The following is a 20,230-nucleotide window of genomic DNA, read 5'->3' as shown; positions in this document are numbered from 1 at the left end:
GGCGGCGTACATATGTGACTGTGGTCACAACGTATGCGCGGGCACGTTGCGGAAAGGTTGCACGGCGGGGGTGCAGATCCCGAAGGGTCGCGTCGGGCGCGGTCGGTCAGGCGAACTCCGCGTCGAGTCGATGGAGTTGGCCCTCGATCAGCGTGTGTATCGGCGAGTTGGCGGGGACGACGGCGCGCTGAGCTACCCACATGTCGTAGTCATCTCGCCCCCAACTTGACCGGGTCCAGGCCGACATCAGGTCGGGGGCGCGCGACTGCAGCAGGCTCTGACGCAAGGATGCCGCCAGACTGTCGCGCAGTTGCACGATGCCGGGCGCGCTCGAACGAGGGAGGATCGGCCCGTCGTAGCCGCGCATGGCGGCGCGGAGGTCTCCAGCCGCGAGTTGTGCCTCTACGGCCAGCCAGTCGCCGGCGATAGGTGCCGTCAGCCGATACGGGCGGGACGCTAGAAGGTCAGTTCCCAGTAGTCCGCGGAGCCGGTTGAGCTCAGCCCGAAGGGTGGAGGCCCCGCCGTCTTCTTCATATAGGAGCACCGACAGTTCGTCTCCCGTCAGGCCGCGGGGCGAGGCGGCGAGGAGCGCGACGATCTCGCTGTGCCGCCGGGAAAGGCGTACCTGGGAGACCGCACCATGACCGTCATCGATGCCGATGAGCGCCTCGTTGCGTCCGAGAAGTTCAAGGAGCACACGCAGCCCGGTTGGTCGGTCTTGCGCAGGTGGCGGCGTGAGGTGCCGCGCGAGTTCGGCCTCGGCCAGCCGAGCCGCCGCCCGCACCATGGCCATGGTTTGCGGGACGACCAAGGTGTCGCCACCGGTCACGTCGAGGACGCCGAGAAGTTGGCTGGTTCCAGGGTCATGGATGGGCGTTGCCGCACAACTCCAGGAGCGCACCGATGACCGGAAATGCTCCTCGCGAGTGACCATCGCGTCCCGCCCCGTCGCGAGCGCTAAGCCTGGGGCGTTGGTTCCGGCCAGTCGCTCGTCCCAGTTGCTGCCCTCGACGAACCCGATGCGCTCGGCCTTGCGCAATTTGTCCGGGTGGCCGGAGATCCACAACAACGTGCCCTCGGCATCGGCGAGCGCCATGACCGCGCCGCAGTCACTGACTTCACGGCCCAGCACGTCGTCCAGGAGCGGAAAGACTCGGGCCAGGGGGTGCGCCTCCCGTTGACCGCGCAGGTCGGGGACGTCGATCGCGATCGGGGCCGCACGTTGGTCGACTTCGACACCGGCCGCGGCTGATCGCTCCCAGGACGCCGCGACTTCGGCTCGCATACGAGCGACTCCCTGGTCGTTGGTCATGTGTCCAGTACACACCGCGCACCCGGGTCTGGCCAGAGCCTACGAAAACACCGGCGCCCCGAGCGGAGGTTTCCGCTCGGGGCGCCGGTGGTGCTGTACGCGTGGGTCAGTGGCCGTGGCCGTGACCTGCTGCGTCAGGTTCTTCCTCGGGCCGGTCCACGACGAGTGCGTCGGTGGTCAGGACCATCGCGGCGATCGACGCCGCATTGCGCAACGCGGAGCGGGTCACCTTGACCGGGTCGATGATGCCGGCGCTGACCAGGTCGACGTACTCACCGGTGGCGGCGTTGAGGCCCTGGCCCACCGGCAGTTCGCGCACCTTGGAAACGGCGACGTAGCCCTGCAGGCCAGCGTTTTCGGCGATCCAGCGCAGCGGCTCGACAATCGCCTTGGAGACCAAGGTGACCGCGGTCGCCTCGTCGCCCTCAAGGGCAAGGTCATCGAGTGCGGCACCGGCATGCACCAGCGCCGAGCCACCGCCGGGGACGATGCCCTCTTCGATGGCCGCGCGGGTTGCCGAGATGGCGTCCTCGATGCGGTGCTTCTTTTCCTTGAGCTCGACCTCGGTGTGCGCGCCGACCTTGATCACGCAGACACCGCCAGCCAGCTTGGCCAGGCGCTCCTGCAGCTTCTCGCGGTCCCAGTCGGAGTCGGTCCGCTCGATCTCGGCCTTGAGCTCGTTGACTCGACCGTCGACGGCCGAGCTGTCGCCAGCACCGTCAATGATCGTGGTGTCGTCCTTGGTGGAGACCACACGCCGGGCCTGACCGAGCTGGTCCAGCTCGACCTGGTCAAGCTTGAGACCGATCTCCTCGGAGATGACCTGGCCACCGGTCAGGATCGCGATGTCAGCGAGCATGGCCTTGCGGCGGTCGCCGAACCCGGGAGCCTTGACGGCGCACACGTTGAACGTGCCGCGGATCTTGTTGACGACCAGCGTGGAGAGCGCCTCGCCCTCGACGTCCTCGGCGATGATGACCAGCGGCTTGCCGGTCTGTACGACCTTCTCCAACACCGGGAGCAGGTCGGCGATGGCCGAGATCTTGCCCTGGTTGATGAGGATGTAGGCGTCCTCAAGGACGGTCTCCATGCGCTCGGTGTCGGTCACGAAGTACTGCGACAGGTAGCCCTTGTCGAACTGCATGCCTTCGGTGAAGTCGAGCTCGGTCGCGGTCGTCGAGGACTCCTCGACGGTAATCACGCCGTCTTTGCCGACCTTGTCGAAGGCCTCGGCGATGGTGTCGCCGACGGTGGAGTCCTGCGCGGAGAGGGTCGCGACCTGCGCGATCTCGTCCTTGCCCTCAACCTCGCGGGCGTTTTCCAGCAGTCGGTCGTTGACTGCTTCGACGGCCTTGTCGATGCCGCGCTTGAGGGCCGCGGGTCCGGCGCCTGCCGCAACATTGCGCAGGCCTTCCTTGACCAGGGCCTGGGCCAGAACGGTCGCGGTGGTCGTACCGTCACCGGCGACGTCGTTGGTCTTGGTCGCGACCTCCTTGGCGAGCTGAGCGCCGAGGTTCTCGTAGGGGTCATCCAGCTCGACCTCGCGAGCGATGGTGACACCGTCGTTGGTGATCGTGGGGGCGCCCCACTTCTTGTCGATCACGACATTGCGACCCTTGGGGCCGAGTGTGACCTTGACCGTGTTGGCGAGGGCGTCAACGCCTCGCTCAAGGGACTTACGTGCGGAGTCGTTGAACTCCAGCTCCTTAGCCATGCACTTACCTTTCACTCCATGTTGGGGGCGCTGGCAACGCCAGCGCGGCAAAAAGACAACGCCCCGGACACCCGGGTGCCGTGATCAGATCAGGGCACGGGCGCCCAGGGCGCGTCATGAGAAAAACGTCTCAGCTGTGTTGTCAGCTCACCACAGCGAGCACGTCGCGAGCCGAGAGGATCAGCAGCTCTTCGCCGCTGTACTTGACCTCGGTGCCGCCGTACTTGCTGTAGATAACCCGGTCGCCAACCTGGACGTCGACCGGCACGCGCTGGCCGTTGTCGTCGATACGGCCCGGACCGACTGCCAGAACTTCGCCCTCCTGGGGCTTCTCCTTGGCGGTGTCCGGAATGACCAGACCGGACGCGGTCGTCTGCTCGGCCTCGACCGACTTCACGACGATGCGGTCCTCGAGCGGCTTGATGTTCACCGACACGGTGTGACCTTCCTTGTGAGTGTCCGACCCCGCTGGGGTCGATACGGATACGTCTTACTCGACGAGGGCAATGAGCCAACTCAACAGGTCTCGCCGTCGCGGGGGTCGAGACCGACCGTGCTGGCACTTGCCACTCCCGAGTGCCAGAACTGAATCTATGCGTGTGTTAGCACTCGGTCAACTCGAGTGCCAGAATTCTCCAGATTCGATCTTTGGGGGTCTCGACACGGCTCGCCCTGGGGGCTCGCCTGCTCGACCGGCGTTGGAGGGGGCTGCCTCGGGTCTCGACACGGCTCGCCCCTGGGGGCTCGCCTGCTCGACCGGCGTTGGAGGGGGCTCGCCTGCTCGACCGGCGTTGGTTAGGAGGTCCAGGCGCGCCAGAGTGCGGCGTACTCGCCGTCGTTGGCCATCAACTCATCGTGCGACCCGAGTTCGGCGATGTGCCCATCGATCATGACGGCGATCCGGTCGGCGTCGTGAGCCGTATGCAGCCGGTGGGCGATCGCGACGACAGTGCGTCCAGTCAGCAACGCATTCATCGAGCCTTCCAGGTGGCGTGCGGTCCGCGGATCAATGAGCGATGTTGCCTCGTCAAGGACGATGGTGTGCGGGTCGGCCAACACCAGTCGGGCGAGCGCGACCTGTTGCGCTTGGCCGGGGGTGAGGGCGAGGTGACCCGACCCGACGGTGGTATCAAGCTGTCCGGTGAGTTGCTCGACCCACGTGCGGGCACCGACCGCCGCGAGCGCGTCTCGAAGTTCAGCGTCGCTGGCGCTCTCCCGACCGAGGAGCAGGTTGTCTCGGATCGTGCCAATGAAAATGTGGTGTTCCTGAGTCACCAGGGCCACCTCGCGCCGCAGCTGGTCCAAGGGAAGTCGGGTCAGTTCGACCCCGCCGACCTGGACGTGCCCCGTGCGCGGGCCGTGGATTCCCGCAAGGAGCCGGCCGAGGGTCGACTTGCCGGACCCGCTGGGACCGACGATGGCGAGCCTTTCGCCGACACGTAGGTCGAGGTCAACATCGTGGAGCACATCGTGGTTTTCGCGGTACGCATAGCGCAGCGAGCGGCCGGTGAGCCGGGTGTCGGTCGGGCGCTCCGGCCCGACCTCACGGTCGGGCGGCACCGTCGAGATGCCCAACAGGCGAGCGGTTGAGGCGAGTCCGGTCTGGACTCGGTCGACCGTGTGGACCAGCGTCTCGAATGGCCCCCAGATCGCTCCCGCATACAAAAGGGCGGTGGTGATCTGGCCGATCGAGACCCATTCCTGGGCATAGGCGAACGCGCCAAAGGCCAGGACCAGTACGCGCGGGATGCTGAAGGCGAGATCCATCACGCCGAACAACAGATTGCGCAGGGTCAAGGTGTAGCGCTCAGCCTGGCTCGACACCGCGATGTCGGCGTCGGCCTGGGTGAGCCGGCGGTCGGTCAGGTTGAGGGCTTCGACGGTCCGGGCGCCGGACACGGTTTCGGTCAGCGTGGTGTTGATCTGCGCATACGTGCCCGCCTCGGTGAGATAACCAGCCGGGGCGCGCTCGAGGTAGCGCCGAATCTGGAACAGCGACAGGGCCATCGGGATGAGCGATGCGAGCGCCAGCACCCAGGAGTTGAGCAGCATTGCGATCAGGGTTAGGACGACGGTGACCGTGGCGTAGACCGACTCCGGTAGCGCCCAGGTCACCGACTCGCTCATCGTGCCTGCGTCTCGCGTGACGCGCGTGACCAGGTCGCCGGACGTCGCAGTCTCAACCCGCGACAGCGGCAGGTGAAGGATGTCGCGCATGATGCGCTCGCGAGCGCCCGCGAGCACGCCCTGTCCCAGGGCGGCCGCGGCTGACTTGGCGAGGAACGTGAACGCCGCTTGAGTCACCGCGACACCGAGGACGACCAGCGCCATCTCATCGGCGGCGGCGATGGCTGCCGCGGGCGTACCGCGATCAACCTCGGCGACTGCATCATCGACCAGCCGACCCAGCAGGAAGGGCACCAGCAGGCCAGCTGTCGCGGCGAGGAGGTTGGCGATGACCAGGATGGAACCCATGCCGCGGCGTTCGCCCAGCAGGTTCCACACGAAGCGCGTGACGGCGCGGGGCGTAGCCACCGGAAGCCCGCTCGTGCTGGTGCGCATCGACTCATGGAATTCCTGCGCCCGGGACTCGCGCAGGTGATGGCGGCGACGGAGAGCGCCTACCCGTTCCCGCCACGTGCCGTGACCGACCTCGGTCAGGGTGGTCGGTAGGGAGTCGATATCGGAGCCATCAGCGTTCGGCTTCCACGTGCGCGCCGACTCGGCGGCAAGGTGAGCTGGCAGCACGTCACTCAGGCGATCGTCACGGTGTTCGGTGGTGCTGGTCACGGGGTGCTCACCTCCTCTTCGGGCGTGGGGCTGTCGTCACGAATGACGCAGGCCCGGTAGTCCGGGTTGTGCTCGAGCAGGTCGCGGTGGGAGCCATGGGCCACGGCCTGCCCTTCCGCGAGCAACACGACGTCGTCGGCGTGATGGAGCATGAGCGGTGACGCGGTGACCACGATGGTCGTACGCCCCGCCCGGTGGCTTGCGAGTCGTTCAGCGATGCGTGCTTCGGTATGGGCGTCGACGGCCGAGGTGGGCTCGACCAAGACCAGCACCTCAGCTTCGGCAGTCAAGGCGCGGGCGAGGACAAGACGCTGGCGCTGGCCACCGGACAGCCCGCGCCCGCCCTCATCGATGCGCCCCGCCCAGCCGCCAGGCACGGCCTCGAAAACATCGTCTGCGGAGGCGGTATACAGGGCCCGCTCGGCGCTCTCGCGCGTAGCGTGCCCCCATGGGTCCAGGGCCGATTGGAGCGATCCAGCGAAGACCTGAGGGGTGGCGTCGCTCACCACGATGGTGCGGCGTACGACATCCAGCGGCACCCGCGACAGGTCAACATCGCCGACCGACACTCCCCACTGCTGCGCCGCGCGCTCGGCATCCCGCTGATCTTGTTCTCGGCGTAATCGGGCGCGCTCGGCGCGCTCGCGGCGGGCAGCCTTGCCACGGAGTTCTTCGGGAAGTTCTTCGCTGACAGGCGCCTCGGCACTCTTGGGGAGATAACGGCCGAGTCGGTCGGCCAGCGCGGCCGAGTCGTCCGGGGTGGCCGACACGATCATGGTGAGTCGGCCAGGTAGGAACTGCGCGCCGGAGGCGTGATCCTCGATGACCGCGTGGTGTGGAAGGTCGGGGGCGCTGGTCGTCACGTCATGCCAGGGAACGCGCAACGCGAGAACGGCGCGTGCCTTGATCGCGGAGACCTTGGCGCGGGTGACTTTCTGCGCAAACTCCACAAAGGTCTGCATCGGCTCCAACAGCAGGAGCGCATAACTCAGGAGTGCGATCAGGTCGCCCACACTCAGGGCGCCCTCGGCGACCTCGCGCACGCCGAGCCACATCACGAGGACGACAGTGATGCCGGAGAGGAGCACGCCGAGCGCGTCGATGCCCGCCTGCCAAATGCCGGCGCGGGTACCGGAGTTTTTGACCCCTTGCGACTGGCGCTCGAAGTTCCCGCCGAAGGTGTTCTCACCACCGATGCCACGAAGGATGCGCAATCCGGCCACGATGTCTGTCGACAGGGATGTCAGGTCAGACGTCCGGGACCGCTCGATGCCACGCCAATGCTGCAGCGGACGCAGTAAGGGGCCGCTCAATATCGCCAACAGTGGGGCGCTCGCCAACACCAGCAAGCCCAGTTTGACCGACGTGAGCAGGACGATGATCGAGACCACGATGAAGGTCAGAACCTGCGCGATCATCCGCGACGTGATTTCCATCAGCGACCCGAACTGATCGCCGTCACTTCCGGAAATCGCGAGGACCTCGCCAGTGGGCGTGCGGCGTGGGAGGACATGGCCAAGACTCAGCGACTTGCGTGTGATGCGTCCGGTCGTGCCGTACAGCGCGACGAGCCACTGGCGCACGATGACGGTATGCATGAGGACGCCCATCGAGGCGCCGAACACGGTGATAACGCCGAGCAGGAGGACGCCCTTGAAAGCGGCCGAAGCGTCCTGGGCTACCAGACCGTTGTCGACCGTCCACCCGATCAGCCAGGGGCCAGCGACTTGCGGCACCATCCACAACACGGCCAAGAGCGCCGAAACCGGTACGAGCTCGCCCTGGTCCCGGAAAAGCGAGCGCAGCATTGTGCCGGGGGTGCGCGTATCTGGCTCCGTGGCGCCGGGAGTGAGGTAGGAGTCAATCTGTGGGGGAAAGTCGCGCATAGCGAGGGACACGCTATGTGGAGCCACTGTCACCGAGCGAACGAATTAGCGGCGAAGGAGATGCAAGAGCCTCCGAGGGCGCCGACGTGGGTGCGGCGCGGCGCGCCTGGGACCATGGCGGTATGCAGGAATCCCCGACCGACGTCCCTATCCGTGACGAGGCCATTCGCCTCGGCCAACTACTGAAGCTGGCCAACATCGTTGAGGACGGCGCGCATGCTCGAGCTGTCATCCAAGGCGGCGAGGTGAAGGTCGACGGCGAGATCGAGACGCGGCGGGGCCGGCAGGTAGCCGTCGGGAGCGTTGTAGAGCTGGCCGGGGCGTCCTTTGTCGTGGTCGCGGAATGACCCAACCAGGACATCGGCAAATGGGTTCGCCAGACCGGCAGGAACCGACCCTGGCTTGATCCCTCTCCAGCGGTAGGTCAGTCTGGACGGAGAGTCGATGTCATGTTGGCCGCACGGAGAACATTTCGTGCCTCGGGATAGGAGTACCAGTGCGCTTCGGACGCGACGCAGTGGAGCCTGTCTCATCACGCGACACAGATGCAGGCGACGACGTAACGTTCACGCCCCCTGCCACGATAGATCCAGCGAGCACGCAGGTTCCTTTGCGTGATCTAGCAGCCTCTGCCATCCAGGGCGATCAGGCTGCTGTTGATGAACTCATGGGGGCGGTCTACCGACTCGCAGTTCGCTACGCGCGAGCTCGGTTGGGAGCCTTCCCCGGAGCCAGGGATGCCGCGCAGGACGCGGCGCAGGAGGTGTGCGTGGCTGTGCTGACGTCGTTGTCGCGGTACACCGACCGTGGTCTGCCGTTTGAGGCGTTCGTCTATCGCATTGCCTCCCACAAAGTCGCCGATGTGCAGCGGGGGACGCTGCGCTCTGCCGTCCCGACTGATGACGTGCCCGATCAGGTTGATCCTGCCGCTGGCCCCGAAGAGCGGGCGGTGCTCGATGATCAGGCCGCCGAGGTGTGGTCACTTATGGAGCGACTCTCGCCGCAACATCGCGAGATCGTGACCCTGCGTGTCGCCGTCGGGCTCAGCGCCGAGGAGACGGGCGAAGCATTGGGGATGTCGGCCGGTGCCGTACGCGTCGCCCAGCACCGCGCGCTCGCGCGCCTGCGCAAACTTGCCGAGTCGGAGGGGCCACGATGACGCCTCCTCCCTCGTTGGGAAACATCCGCGGCGATGACGAGACCCTCGACGCGCTGGGCCAACGCAAGACGCCGTCCAGTTCGGACCACGTCACCGACCTGCTCCAGGCCTGGGTGAGTGAAATCGACTCAAGCGTGGGAGAAGCGCCCAAGGCGCGTCGACCTCGGATCGGCCATGTCGCGGCAGCCGCCGGCCTAGCGGTGACCGCGTTGTGCGCGAGTTCGATGGCCGCCGCAGTGACCGACTCCCGAGTGCCGGTGCTTTATCAACTGGGCGCAGTCGCGGGCAGCATGCTCGGCAGCCCGTTGCAGGCAGCCGGCGGAAAAGATGCCCCGGCTCCCGCGTCGACGTCTTCGACGCGGGTCAAGACGGCCCGCACCTCGCCGGGAACGAGCCCGACCGACCTGCCCACGACCTCAGCGTCACCCAGTTCGGCGCAGCGGTCCGGGGAAACGGCGACGAAGCAGGGGCCGCCGGCACCCCGACCCGCGCCGTCGGCGACACCGCAGCGGCCCTCCTCGGACCGGCCGAGTTCCGGCCGCCCACACTCGGAGCGGCCACGTCCGACCTCGTCGAAGCCGGAGAGTAGTTCGCCCTCGAGTTCGTCGAGTCCGAGTTCGTCGGGTTCGAGTACCCCGAGCCCGAGTTCGTCGCCGAACCCAACGCCAAGTTCGCCGACGGGTCCGACGTCCAGCAGTTCGTCGCCGAGTTCTGACACCCCGCCGACCGATCCGGAGACGTCGCGCCCGTCAACGGAGGCGAGCCCGACCAAGACACCTCGTCCGCCGCGGGACCGCGACCCGTCGCGCACCCCGTCAAGTAAGCCGTCTGAGTCGCCAGTTCCGAGCCGTTCCGGTCTCGGCGAAACGTTGGAAGAGACGCTCGACAACCTGCCGCTGCCCACGGCCGAGTCGACACCGGCACCCTGAGGCGGGCGCGTGCAGAGCAGGTCGCTGCACGGCCTACCCTTGATACATGGCACCTGACTCGGCCCCCTCCGCTGCGGTTCCTTCCCACTTCGGTGAACTAGGCCTGACCTATGACGACGTCTTACTCCTTCCGGGCGAGACCGATGTGGTGCCGAGCGAGGTCGACACCACATCGCGACTGACCCGAGAGATCTCACTGCGGGTGCCGCTGGTGTCCGCAGCCATGGACACTGTGACCGAGGCGCGGATGGCCATCGCGATGGCTCGCCAGGGTGGTCTTGGGGTGTTGCACCGCAACCTGTCGATCGAGGATCAGGCCTATCAGGTCGACCTGGTGAAGCGAACGCAGACTGGGCGCATCACCAATCCGATCACCATCGGGCCCGATGCCACGCTGGAAGAATTGGACCGTCGCTGCGGTGAATACCGCGTGAGTGGACTACCGGTCGTCCACGAGGACAACACCCTCATCGGGATGATCACCAACCGCGATCTGCGCTTCACGCCGGTCCAAGAGTGGACCACCTTGCGCGTACGCGACGTGATGACCCCGGTGCCGTTGGTGACTGCACCGGTCGATATCGAGCGCGACGACGCCACCGCCATTCTGCGCAAGCACAAGCGTGAGCGCCTGCCTCTGGTGGATGAGGCTGGCCGGCTTCAGGGTCTCATCACCGTCAAGGACTTCGTGAAGTCTGAGCAGTTCCCGTACGCGTCCAAGGACAACGATGGTCGACTTCTCGTGGCGGCCGCAGTCGGCTATTTCGGGGACGCGTGGGAGCGCGCGACGACGCTGGTCGAGGCTGGTGTCGACATCTTGGTTCCGGATGTCGCGAACGGTCACGCGCGCCTGATGCTGGAGATGATCAAGCAACTCAAGTCCGATCCGGCCACTCGGCATGTCCAGATCATCGGCGGAAATGTCGCGACTCAGGCTGGTGCCCAGGCACTGGTCGATGCGGGTGTGGACGCCGTGAAGGTGGGCGTTGGGCCGGGATCGATTTGCACGACCCGCGTGGTCGCCGGTGTGGGTGTGCCTCAGGTAACGGCGATCTATGGCGCAGCACAGGCGTGCAAGCCAGCTGGCGTGCCGGTCATTGGTGATGGCGGCCTCCAGTATTCCGGCGATATCGCCAAGGCTCTGGTGGCCGGCGCCGACACCGTAATGTTGGGCTCGCTGCTTGCCGGTTGCGAGGAGTCACCCGGCGACCTGGTGTTGGTCAACGGCAAACAGTTCAAGACCTATCGCGGCATGGGCTCGATGGGCGCAATGGCCTCCCGTGGAAAGAAGTCCTTCTCCAAGGACCGCTACTTCCAGGCCGATGTCGCCAGCGACGACGAACTGGTTCCTGAAGGCATCGAGGGACGAGTCGCCTATCGCGGCGGGCTGTCTGCCGTGCTCCGTCAGTTGGCTGGCGGACTGTCCCAGTCGATGTTCTACGTCGGGGCCAGGACCATTCCCGAGCTCAAAGAGCGCGGCCAGTTCGTGCGCATCACTCCCGCGGGATTGAAGGAATCGCACCCACACGACGTACAAGGAATGGTCGAGGCGCCCAACTACATCGGGCGCTGAGGCGCGCGGTGTGACCGAAGACTCAACCGCCGCAGGTTGAGCCGACTTCGCTCGACCACGTAGGGTAAGGATCCTGAAAGGGAGTAGTCCCCAACAGTTGCGTCGACATACTGCCCCCCGGGGCCGGCGCAGCGGGCCGATGTTTTCGGCGGACGAGACTTTCGACCGAATGCGCGACCCCAGTGGACGTGCCATGGTCGATGGCTCGTCTCCTTGAGAAGCGATCCTCTCCGGCTGTGGCTGGAGAGGATTTTCTTTGTACGCCTTTTTGCTCAGCACCGCGGTGATCTTCGTGGCCGAGCTCGGTGATAAGTCGCAACTCATGGCGATGACGTTCGCGGCTCGCTACCGAGCCCGCGATGTGCTGATCGGCATCACCATCGCGACGGCAATCGTTCACCTGGCCTCGGTCGGGATCGGCTACTTCATCGGCGATGCCTTCGCGGAGTACCAGGGGATCATCGCCATCGTGGCTGGCGTCGCCTTTATCGGGTTCGCCGCGTGGACGTTGCGTGGCGATGAACTGAGTGACGAGGAAGCCAACAAGGTCCGCCATGCCACCGGAGCGGCGATCCTCGCGGTGGGTGTGGCGTTCTTCCTGGCCGAGCTGGGCGACAAGACCATGCTGGCCACCATCACCTTGGCCACCCAGGAGGGTTGGCTCGGAACCTGGATCGGGAGCACCCTTGGGATGGTGGTCGCGGATGCGCTTGCCATCGGCGTGGGCGCCGTACTCGGCCGAAAACTGCCGGAGAAGTTCATTAAGTACGGCGCCGCCACGTTGTTCGCGCTGTTCGGAATCGTGATGATCCTCGAGGGTGCAGGAGTCTTCGGCTAGGGCCGTTCCCACACATGCCTTACTCGACGGTGACCGACTTGGCCAGGTTGCGCGGCTTGTCGACATCGTGCCCGAGAGCAATCGCCGTGCGATACGCCAGGATCTGAGTGGGGATCGTCAGCAGAATCGGGTCTAACTCCGGCTCGTTCTGGGGTACCACGATCGTCGAGACCGGCAGGTTGCCGAGATCGACCGACGCGTGAGTGATCGCCACCAGAGGTCCTCGACGGGCCAGGACCTGCTCCGCGGCCGCCACGTTCCGATCGGTCAGATCATCCTGCGGAATGATTGCCACGGTGGGCATCGATGGTTCGATCAGCGCCAGCGGACCGTGCTTGAGCTCACTGGTCTGATAAGCCTCCGCGTGGATGTAACTGATCTCCTTGAGTTTTTGAGCACCCTCGCGAGCGACCGGGAAACCTCGAACTCGCCCGATATAGAACGCACTTCGCGCCTTTGCCAGGTCGGTGACGATCTGCTCGAACTCACTTTCTTGGTCCAGAATCTCTTGGATCTGCTCTGGTACGCGCTGCAGACCGCGAATGATCCGCTGGCCGTCAGCGAAGGACAGATCATGCAGCCGTCCCAGGTGAAGGGCCAACAGGGCGAAGGAGATTCCCATGTTGGTCAGGGCCTTCGTCGACGCCACAGCAATCTCCGGGCCAGCATGCAGGTAGATCCCGCCATCGACCTCGCGTGCGATCGTCGACCCCACCGCGTTAACCAGGCCGATGACTCGACCGCCCTTACGGCGAATCTCGTTGACAGCAAACGCGGTATCGGCTGTTTCACCACTTTGGCTCACTGCGACGTACAGCGTGCGAGGCTCGATGATCGGTCGGCGGTAGCGGAACTCGGAGGCCGCCTCCGCATCCGCGGGAATGCGGGCGAGATCCTCAATCATTTGGGCGCCGATCTGGCCCACGTAGTAGGCCGAGCCGCATCCGAGGATCTTGACTCGGTCAAACCCGCGCAGCTCACGCGCGTCCAACTCCAGGCCATCCAGTCGGGCGGTCGCGAAGCGTTCGTCGAGGCGTCCGCGCATGCAGTCCTGCGCGGCGGCAGGTTGCTCGCGCATCTCTTTCAGCATGTAGTGCTCGTAGCCCGACAGTTCGAGATCCTCAGCGGCAACGGAGATCTCGATGGGGGAGCGGTCGGTGTCATTGCGCGAGCGGTCAAAGGTGCGGAACCCGGACGAGGTGATCGTCGCGAGTTCACCGTCTTCAAGGTGGACCACGCGGTTGGTGTGCCGTACGAGCGCGGCCACGTCACTCGCGAGGAACATTTCCTCATCGCCGACCCCGATGATGAGGGGGGAGCCGCTGCGCGCGACGACGATCCGGTCTGGGTGCGCTTCATCGGTGACCGCCAGCGCGTACGTCCCGCTCACCTTGGCCAAGGTGTCCAGGACGGCTTCCTCCAAGGAGTCTGCGGTCGACTGGGCGATCAGGTGTGCGACCGCCTCGGTGTCGGTGTCGCTGCTGAGTTCGACACCCGCATCGGAAAGGGCGCTACGCAGGTTCGCCGCGTTGTCGATGATTCCGTTGTGCACCACGTTGATTCGCCCACTCACACTGGCGTGCGGGTGGGCATTGCGCTCCTCGGCGGGGCCGTGCGTTGCCCAGCGGGTATGCCCGATGCCGACCGTGCCGCTCAGTCGAGCCGGGAGTGCCGACTCCAGCGCCCGGACCCGGCCCGCTGTGCGAACTCGAGTGGTCTTTCCCTTCGAGTTCAGCACGGCGACGCCAGCCGAGTCGTAGCCGCGGTACTCCAGGCGGGTCAATCCTTCGATGAGATAGGGCGCGGCAGGCTCTCGCCCGATGTATCCGACAATTCCACACATGGTTGGGTCCTTCTGCGCTAGCTGTAGATGATTCGGCGGAGTTGGCGCTCGCTGAGTTCTGGCGCCCGAACCGGGCGGTTTCGCAGTTCGGCTGCGATGACGCCGAAGGCTTGCTCATTGCGGGTGCCGCGGAGTTGCAGCTCGGTATGCCGGCGCCGAACGAACTCCTCGACCGACTCCGAATGCCACGCGATCACGTCCTCAATGACCCGGATCGCCTCGCTGGATGGGAGGCCGGTGGTCAACGCCACGCGGTGTACGAGTTCCTCATCCGGCATGAGGTGAGTGTGACCCAGAAGTCGCGCAAGCCCAAGAATTTGCCCGATATCGGGCAGATACATCGAATATCGGCGGGATGCCGGGTTCGCCGGACGTATTTTGGCGAAAAATGAACCGACCGGCGCCCTATGTCGTGGAGGAAGGTACGACACCCCCACGAACAGGAGCGCACCATGAGCACGCTCGTCCCGGAGGCCGCTGATCTGGCGGCCGGTGTTCCGCCCGCACTGCTTTCACATCTCTCGCCCAGAGCGCAAGAAGACTTCGTTCGATTTGGCTTCGGCCCGCCCGCGCTAGTGCTGGACACCTCGATCGCCGGCGCCTTCGCCCGTCAGGTCCGCTCCCGCGGTGGAGCGCCAGCAGTAGTGGACGCAGAGGGCCGTTCACTGACCTACGCCGAACTGGACGCGGCGAGCGATGCAGTCGCTGCCGCGTTGGTGTCGCAGGGCGTACGCACCGGTGATCGCGTCGGGGTCTTCCTCACCCGAAGTCTGGAGTTGGTCGTGTCGATTCTGGGCACGCTCAAGGCTGGCGCGTCGTGGGTGCCGCAGGACGTGCGGATTGCGCCGGAGTCGACGCTGGCCGACGTGGTGCGGATCGCGAAAATCGACCTTGTCCTCACGCACCGGACCGGCGCTGATCTTCTGCCCGACCTTGGCGTGCGTCAGGTGGTCATCGATGCACTGGAATGTGCGACGTACCAAGGGTTTTCGCCGCACTGTTCGACCGGTGGGGATGACATCGCGGTCGTGATCTTCACCTCGGGCACGACCGGCACGCCCAACGGCGTCCAGGTCAGTCATGCCAACCTGCTGAACACTGTGACAGCTGGACCGGCCGGGCTCGGGATCAAGCCAGGCATGCGGGTCGCGCAACTGCTCAACATTGCGTTCGATATGTCGGTGTGGGAGATCTTTGGCGCGCTCCTCCATGGCGCGACGCTGGTCATCCGAGGCGCCGATCTTCAGGAGACGGCTGAGCAGGTTGAAGTCATCATCGCCACGCCGTCGGTTCTGGGCAGGCTGAACCCGGCACGGTGTCGGCGCGTTCGCATTGTTGCCGTCGCGGGTGAACGGTGCCCAGAGGCGCTGGCGCAGCGGTGGCGTCAGCGGACGCGTTTCCACAACAGCTGCGGCCCAACCGAAGTCACAATCGTCAACACACTGCATGAGCTCGCCGTTGGCGATCCGCTCACCATTGGCACGCCGCTGCCCAACACGAGTGTCTATGTCTTGGACGAGGACTTGCGGCCAGTCGAAACCGGCAAGGTCGGCGAGATGTGGGCTGGGGGAGCGTGTGTCACGCGGGGATATCTGGGCAACGAGGACCTCACGGCGCAGCGCTATCGTCCAGACCCGTTTATCGGAGGATGGATGTTCCGCTGTCGAGACCTGGTGAGTTGGACGCCCGATGGGCGACTGCTGCATCACGGTCGCACCGATGACCAGGTCAAGGTGCGCGGATTCCGCGTCGAACTCGACGCGGTCACCAACGCGATGGAGCGTGCCGCCGATGTCATGGCGGCTACGACTCTCCTCATCGATGGCCGTTTGGTGGGCGTTCTGGTCCCGCACTCGGCCGCCGAAAGGGTACGCACACCCCGGCTTCTTCCTCTCGAAAACCCTTGGCTGACAGCGGTACTCGGCGCACTAGCTGACTCGTTGCCGTACTTCTACCGGCCCGATGTCTTCGCGGTGGTCCGCGATCTCCCACTCACCCCACGCGGCAAGGTCGATGCGCGTGCGCTCACTGAGCTTCTCGGCGACCTCACGAGGACGGTGGCGGCATGACGGCGACAGTTCCGCAGCGCGACCTGACGGACGGCGTGTCACGAGCGATTGAGTTGCCACCGCTGACTGGCGCAGCCTTAGACCACCGAGAGCGGCAACTGCCCGCGCGGACCGAGCCCTGGCGACGGTTGTTCAAGCAGCGACGATTCATGCACCACAACCGACTGGTCGCTCTCGTACTGGTGGCCAATGCGATGTACGCGATCGCATGGGCGTTGGGCGATGCGTCCGTGGAGGGTGCGACCTACGCCGTGTTGGTCAACTTCGCGCTCACCGCGCTCGTACGCCAGCAGCGCGTGGTCAACTTGTTCTTCCGCGTAGCGACAGCGGCTCCAGTGACCTGGCCACTTCGGGTGCGCTGGTCGCTGGGCAAGGTGTATCACTTCGGCGGTCTGCACGTAGGCGGTGCGATCGCGACGAGTGCCTGGTTTTTCATCCTGACCGCGATGGTGTTTCTTGAGCCCACTCAGGGCAGGTGGGGTCAGGTTGCGCGCGGTCTGTCTCTCCTGATCCTGACCCTTTTGCTGGGTATGGTCGCCACCGCGATCCCACGCTTTCGGGCGCGCTTTCACGACAAGTTCGAGATGATCCATCGGTTTGCCGGCTGGACGGCACTCGGCCTGTTCGGCATGCACAGTGTGGTCGTCGCGGTGTCCCAGCAGCAGGGCTCCGGAGACTCATTGGCACGCACGTTCTTCACTTCGCCCGCGGTGTGGGTGTTCCTGCTCGTACTGTGCTCAGTTTCTTCAACGTGGTGGGACCTACGTCTGGTGCCGGTGACCTATGAGAAGCCCAGCAATCACGTCGTTATCGCGCGATTCGCGCATCGCACCACTTTCGCGGGGTCATCGACCGCGCTGAGCCGAGACCCGTTGCGGGAATGGCACCACTTCGCCAACGTCCACACGGCTGGACAGGACGGTTTCCGACTGACGATCTCGCGGGCCGGGGATTGGACTGGTTCACTCATTGATGACCTTCCAGAACGGTTGTGGGTCAAGGGGATTCCGACTGCGGGCGTCGGGAACATCGACGCCTTGTTTAGCAAGGTGCTATGGGTCGCGACCGGCTCAGGTATCGGCCCCTGTCTGCCGCACCTGCTCTCTGGAGACACCCCTGCCGGTCTGGTGTGGTCGACGCGCGACCCGCTGGCGACCTACGGCGGCGGCCTCGTACAGGAAATCCTCGACGTCCAACCTGAGGCCACGATCTGGGACACCACGGCGCACGGCAAGCCCGACCTGGTGAAGCTGGCGTTTGCGGTCCAGGAGCAGATTCAGGCCGAGGCCGTAATTTGCATCTCCAACAAGCCCACGACGTGGTCGGTCGTGGAAGCCTTCGAAGAGCGTGGCATTCCCGCCTACGGCGCCATTTGGGACTCCTGATGAGTGTCTCTAAGCTGAGAAAGGCCGAAATGAACCGTGACGCCGTACGCATCCTGGACCTCGATCCGGCACCCGTGACTCTGCACGTGGTGGTGCAGGAACGCGCGCTCATCGTGACCATCGACCGACCCGACAAGCTCAACGCACTCAATGGCGATGTGCTGGACGAACTTGCTCGCGTGATCGAGGTGGTCGCGCAGACACCGCGCTCGGTCATCGCCGGCCTCGTTCTGATCGGAAGCGGAGATCGGGCTTTCATTGCTGGCGCCGATATAGCCCAGATGGCCCACCTGACAAGCAGAGAGGCCGTTGAGTTCGCCGCTCGCGGTCAGCGCGTCCCAGACCTGCTGGAAGAACTTGACCGGCCCAGCATCGCCGCCGTCAACGGATATGCCCTGGGCGGCGGATGCGAGATGGCGATGGGGTGTGACTTCATCTATGCGACCGAGAACGCGATCTTCGGGCAGCCAGAGGTCAGTCTCGGTCTGATCCCGTGCTTTGGCGGATGCACGCGCTTGCCCCAGCGGGTGGGCGTGGGCCGTGCGCGTGAACTCATCGCCACCGGAAGGAAGTTCAGTGCCGAGCAGGCAGCGGGCTGGGGTCTGGTGAACGAAGTGTTTCCCGATCGGGAGGCACTGTTGGCCGGTGCAATACGCACGATAGGTGAACTCGGGGCGCAAGCCCCAGGGGCCGTCGCGGCGGCCCGCCAGGCCATCCGCGCCGGTCATGAGCGCGGACAACACGCGGGCCTTGCTCAGGAGCGAACAGGGTTTGGCGACATGTTCGATACCGCCGACATGCGTGAAGGCACTAAGGCGTTCCTAGCCAAGCGGCCCGCGCAGTTCACAGATCGATAGTCATGAACTGGCTGCGCGCTCACCGGCGTCAGGAGGCGGACCTGGCAGGTTTGTTCGAAGAGCATGCGACACCCGTGTGGCGCTTCTTGGTGCGACAGGTCGGTGATCCGCACGTGGCCGAGGACCTGCTTCAAGAGACGATGGCGCGGGCGGTGCGCGACCCAAGATCGGCAACTCGTGAGCACGAGCATCAACGAGCCTGGATGATGGTGGTGGCACGCAATCTGGTCACCGACCGAGCGCGTAGTGCGGTCTATCGGCGGGAACAGGTCACCGATAGGCCGGCGGACGAGGCGCACGAAGTCTCCACCGCGGTGCGCAGCCATGACGTAGCGGTGTTAGACCGTTGGTTGGTCGCCGATGCGTTGCGCTCCCTGAGTCAGGCGCACCGGCAGGTCATCGTGCGGGCGTACTACCAGGACTGGTCGGTGGCTCAGATCGCCGAAGAACTAGACCTGGCGCCGGGCACCGTGAAGTCCCGGATGCACCACGGGATGAAAGCGCTTCGTGTGGCGTTACAAGAGCGAGGAGTGAGTGCGCGATGAGTTCTGAGCGAAAGTGTGACGCTGATGCGGCGTACGTCCTGGGTGCTTTGAGTGCAACCGAGCGGCGAGAGTTCGAGGAACATCTGGCGACCTGCGATCGCTGCCGGCACTCCATTGCCGAGCTCACCTCCACCAGTGCCGCACTCGCGGTACTGAGTGCAGACGAGGCCACCCACCTGATGGAGTTGCCGGGCAATGTCGGTATCGAGGACTCTGGGCCGCCCCTTCCAGCGGCAGTGATCGGCGAAGTGGCATCGATGGAGGGCACCCGCCGACGACGCGACCGAATCCGCAAGGCGGGCATCGCCTCGGTCTCTGCTGTGCTCGGCGCGGCCGCAGCAACAGCGATCTGGGTGACGATCGACCAACCAGCGCAAAACCCCGCGCATCCGACCACGGTGGCACAGTCGGTCGATTTCGCGCGGGTCGGTGACAACAACATGCTCGGCAAGGCCAAACTCACCACCATGGACTGGGGTACATCGATCGCGCTGACCGCCGACTACGAGGGCACCTCGAAGTGGCAGGGCGACCAGGTCGTCTATCAACTGGTGGTCGTGGGCAGCGACGGCAAGCGCGAACTGGTCGGCAGTTGGACGGGCCAGGTCGGAGTGCGCTGTGTCATCGCGGCTGCCTCGCATCTCGAGCCCTCGCAGATTAACGAGTTGATCATTCAGATGGCGCCAAACAACCAGAAGCTCATGGAGGCCACCGTCGCGATCTGACCGGGTGCTGCCGCGCAATCCCTTTGTGTTGGATGACTGTTACCTAGAGGATGGTCGTCATGTCATCACAGATCCGTCCCGTTCAGTCGGGCGAGTATTCCGCGGCCGAGCAGGTCATCACAGACGCCTTCAACGATCCGAACATCGCGGGGATGGTCCGGGCGATCCGCGAGTCCTCGTTCTACTGGCCAGAGTTGGAACTGGCGGCGATGCGTGATGGGCAGGTGGTCGGTCACGTGATGGTCAGTGGCGCCACCCTGCGCCATGCTGCCGGTGAGCGGACCGTAGCGATGCTCAGCCCGCTCGCGACGGCGCCGGGACGGCAACGCTCGGGTGTTGGTACGGCCCTTGTGGCTGCCGTCGTGGAGACCGCCGAGCAGCGTGGTGAGCCCTTAGTCATTCTCGAAGGCTCTCCTGATTTTTATGGGCGGCGCGGCTTCACCTCCGCTTCGGCTGCAGGCATCACGATTCCGATCCCGGACTGGGCGCCTCCTGAAGCAGCGCAGGTGGCGCTACTGGGGGCGTACGACGAGAACGATTCGACCTGGCGTGGTGAGGTGATCTACCCGCCGGCGGTCGCCGCGCTCGGCCACTGAGCTGCCTCA

18 protein-coding genes are annotated in these 20,230 nt (G+C 65.3%); 10 read left to right on the top strand and 8 right to left on the bottom strand.

Annotation, left to right across the window (positions count from 1 at the left end; translation table 11 throughout):
- Positions 1 to 106: 106 nt before the first annotated feature.
- The 5 genes from F562_RS0100585 to F562_RS0100565 form a co-directional block, all read right to left on the bottom strand.
- Entirely contained in the window at positions 107 to 1,312 is a 1,206-nt protein-coding gene (locus F562_RS0100585) for a GAF domain-containing protein (RefSeq protein ID WP_018154971.1), read from the bottom strand.
- A gap of 106 nt (positions 1,313 to 1,418) precedes the next feature.
- Positions 1,419 to 3,026, bottom strand: coding sequence for a chaperonin GroEL (gene groL, locus F562_RS0100580; RefSeq protein WP_018154970.1), 1,608 nt, complete (start codon positions 3,024 to 3,026; stop codon positions 1,419 to 1,421).
- Positions 3,027 to 3,168: 142 nt separating this feature from the next.
- Positions 3,169 to 3,462: a co-chaperone GroES gene (groES, locus tag F562_RS0100575; protein ID WP_018154969.1), complete on the bottom strand. Its 294-nt coding sequence runs from the start codon at positions 3,460 to 3,462 to the stop codon at positions 3,169 to 3,171.
- Positions 3,463 to 3,821: 359 nt separating this feature from the next.
- On the bottom strand, positions 3,822 to 5,816 hold the full coding sequence (locus F562_RS0100570) for an ABC transporter transmembrane domain-containing protein (protein ID WP_018154968.1): 1,995 nt from the start codon (positions 5,814 to 5,816) through the stop codon (positions 3,822 to 3,824).
- A complete protein-coding gene (locus tag F562_RS0100565; protein ID WP_018154967.1) occupies positions 5,813 to 7,702 on the bottom strand; it encodes an ABC transporter transmembrane domain-containing protein in 1,890 nt (629 codons plus the stop codon). Before F562_RS0100565 ends, F562_RS0100570 begins: the two co-directional genes overlap by 4 nt.
- Positions 7,703 to 7,824: 122 nt before the next feature.
- On the opposite strand from F562_RS0100565, the gene F562_RS0100560 reads away from it, so the two are divergent.
- Together F562_RS0100560 and shbA are read left to right on the top strand one after the other, a co-directional pair.
- A complete protein-coding gene (locus F562_RS0100560) occupies positions 7,825 to 8,049 on the top strand; it encodes an RNA-binding S4 domain-containing protein (RefSeq protein ID WP_026180880.1) in 225 nt (74 codons plus the stop codon).
- A gap of 149 nt (positions 8,050 to 8,198) precedes the next feature.
- Entirely contained in the window at positions 8,199 to 8,861 is a 663-nt protein-coding gene (gene shbA / locus F562_RS0100555; protein ID WP_018154965.1) for an RNA polymerase sigma factor ShbA, read from the top strand.
- A gap of 265 nt (positions 8,862 to 9,126) precedes the next feature.
- Here the strand turns inward: shbA and F562_RS0100550 are convergent, their stop codons facing one another.
- Positions 9,127 to 9,672 carry a hypothetical protein gene (locus F562_RS0100550; RefSeq protein ID WP_018154964.1) on the bottom strand — a complete coding sequence of 182 codons (546 nt, stop codon included), beginning with the start codon at positions 9,670 to 9,672 and terminating at the stop codon, positions 9,127 to 9,129.
- A 164-nt stretch (positions 9,673 to 9,836) separates the two neighbouring features.
- Here F562_RS0100550 and guaB point away from each other — a divergent pair, with 164 nt between their 5' ends.
- On the top strand, positions 9,837 to 11,363 hold the full coding sequence (guaB, locus tag F562_RS0100545; protein WP_018154963.1) for an IMP dehydrogenase: 1,527 nt from the start codon (positions 9,837 to 9,839) through the stop codon (positions 11,361 to 11,363).
- 256 nt (positions 11,364 to 11,619) lie between these two features.
- Positions 11,620 to 12,201: a TMEM165/GDT1 family protein gene (locus F562_RS0100540; protein WP_018154962.1), complete on the top strand. Its 582-nt coding sequence runs from the start codon at positions 11,620 to 11,622 to the stop codon at positions 12,199 to 12,201.
- Positions 12,202 to 12,220: 19 nt separating this feature from the next.
- On the opposite strand, the gene glmS is transcribed toward F562_RS0100540, so the two are convergent.
- Together glmS and F562_RS0100530 are read right to left on the bottom strand one after the other, a co-directional pair.
- Complete coding sequence (glmS, locus tag F562_RS0100535) at positions 12,221 to 14,044, bottom strand: glutamine--fructose-6-phosphate transaminase (isomerizing) (protein WP_018154961.1); 1,824 nt, start codon at positions 14,042 to 14,044, stop codon at positions 12,221 to 12,223.
- A gap of 17 nt (positions 14,045 to 14,061) precedes the next feature.
- Positions 14,062 to 14,322 carry a hypothetical protein gene (locus F562_RS0100530; RefSeq protein WP_026180879.1) on the bottom strand — a complete coding sequence of 87 codons (261 nt, stop codon included), beginning with the start codon at positions 14,320 to 14,322 and terminating at the stop codon, positions 14,062 to 14,064.
- 174 nt (positions 14,323 to 14,496) lie between these two features.
- Between F562_RS0100530 and F562_RS0100525 the strand changes: the two genes are divergently transcribed.
- From F562_RS0100525 to F562_RS0100500, 6 genes are read left to right on the top strand one after another with little or no spacing between them, the layout of a single operon-like run.
- Positions 14,497 to 16,113: an amino acid adenylation domain-containing protein gene (locus tag F562_RS0100525; protein ID WP_018154959.1), complete on the top strand. Its 1,617-nt coding sequence runs from the start codon at positions 14,497 to 14,499 to the stop codon at positions 16,111 to 16,113.
- Positions 16,110 to 17,498 (top strand): ferredoxin reductase domain-containing protein, encoded by a 1,389-nt coding sequence (locus tag F562_RS0100520; protein WP_018154958.1) that lies wholly within the window; start codon positions 16,110 to 16,112, stop codon positions 17,496 to 17,498. Before F562_RS0100525 ends, F562_RS0100520 begins: the two co-directional genes overlap by 4 nt.
- Entirely contained in the window at positions 17,498 to 18,355 is an 858-nt protein-coding gene (locus tag F562_RS0100515; RefSeq protein WP_245553588.1) for an enoyl-CoA hydratase/isomerase family protein, read from the top strand. The genes F562_RS0100520 and F562_RS0100515 overlap by 1 nt, the downstream gene beginning before the upstream one ends.
- 2 nt (positions 18,356 to 18,357) lie before the next feature.
- Positions 18,358 to 18,900 (top strand): sigma-70 family RNA polymerase sigma factor, encoded by a 543-nt coding sequence (locus F562_RS0100510; RefSeq protein ID WP_018154956.1) that lies wholly within the window; start codon positions 18,358 to 18,360, stop codon positions 18,898 to 18,900.
- The gene (locus tag F562_RS19935) at positions 18,897 to 19,625 is read left to right on the top strand and encodes an anti-sigma factor family protein (RefSeq protein WP_018154955.1); all 729 of its coding nucleotides are present in this window, start codon (positions 18,897 to 18,899) and stop codon (positions 19,623 to 19,625) included. Before F562_RS0100510 ends, F562_RS19935 begins: the two co-directional genes overlap by 4 nt.
- Before the next feature lie 59 nt (positions 19,626 to 19,684).
- Positions 19,685 to 20,221 (top strand): GNAT family N-acetyltransferase, encoded by a 537-nt coding sequence (locus tag F562_RS0100500; RefSeq protein ID WP_156822447.1) that lies wholly within the window; start codon positions 19,685 to 19,687, stop codon positions 20,219 to 20,221.
- Positions 20,222 to 20,230 lie beyond the last annotated feature (9 nt).

It is taken from the genome of Demetria terragena DSM 11295, from assembly GCF_000376825.1.
Lineage (GTDB): Bacteria > Actinomycetota > Actinomycetes > Actinomycetales > Dermatophilaceae > Demetria > Demetria terragena.
Note: the sequence above shows the minus strand (reverse complement) of the source record. Positions and strands in the feature narration are given on the sequence as shown.